Annotated in this window: 1 protein-coding gene; it reads left to right on the plus strand. The window is 56.3% G+C overall.

The window, feature by feature from the left end; all coding sequences use genetic code 11:
* Positions 1-170: 170 nt before the first annotated feature.
* Positions 171-389, plus strand: a 219-nt coding sequence (locus EOA13_RS37630) for a TadE/TadG family type IV pilus assembly protein (protein WP_164780697.1), incomplete at its 3' end; no start/stop codon positions are given.

The raw sequence follows: 389 nt of genomic DNA on the forward strand, positions 1-389 counted from the left end.
AAACAACCCTATCCAGAAGGTGAATCCCAACGACGAGGACAATCCGGACGGTACAGGCGCCGAGAAGGCTATCAGCCTTGAGATCGTCGATGTCGATGGCGGATTTGCCAACAACACCCTGGTAGACAAAGCATTCCGCAACGAAGCCCAGTTGTATCGGTAGCGCTGACATGACCAGGCTCCGCAGAATCATTGGACGGTTCCAAGGCGACGAAAGTGGCGCCGCTTTGGTGGAAGCCGCGATCACGATACCACTCGTATTGCTGTTATCGGCCGGTGTGTTCGAGTTCTCCAACATCCTGAATACGCGGATGCTTCTCGAAGCTGGCGTTGAGGATGCGGGGCGCTACATGGCACGATGCAGCAGCGATTGGGCGACTTGCAAGGGC

The sequence above is a fragment of the Mesorhizobium sp. M7A.F.Ca.US.011.01.1.1 genome (assembly GCF_003998295.1).
Lineage (GTDB): Bacteria > Pseudomonadota > Alphaproteobacteria > Rhizobiales > Rhizobiaceae > Mesorhizobium.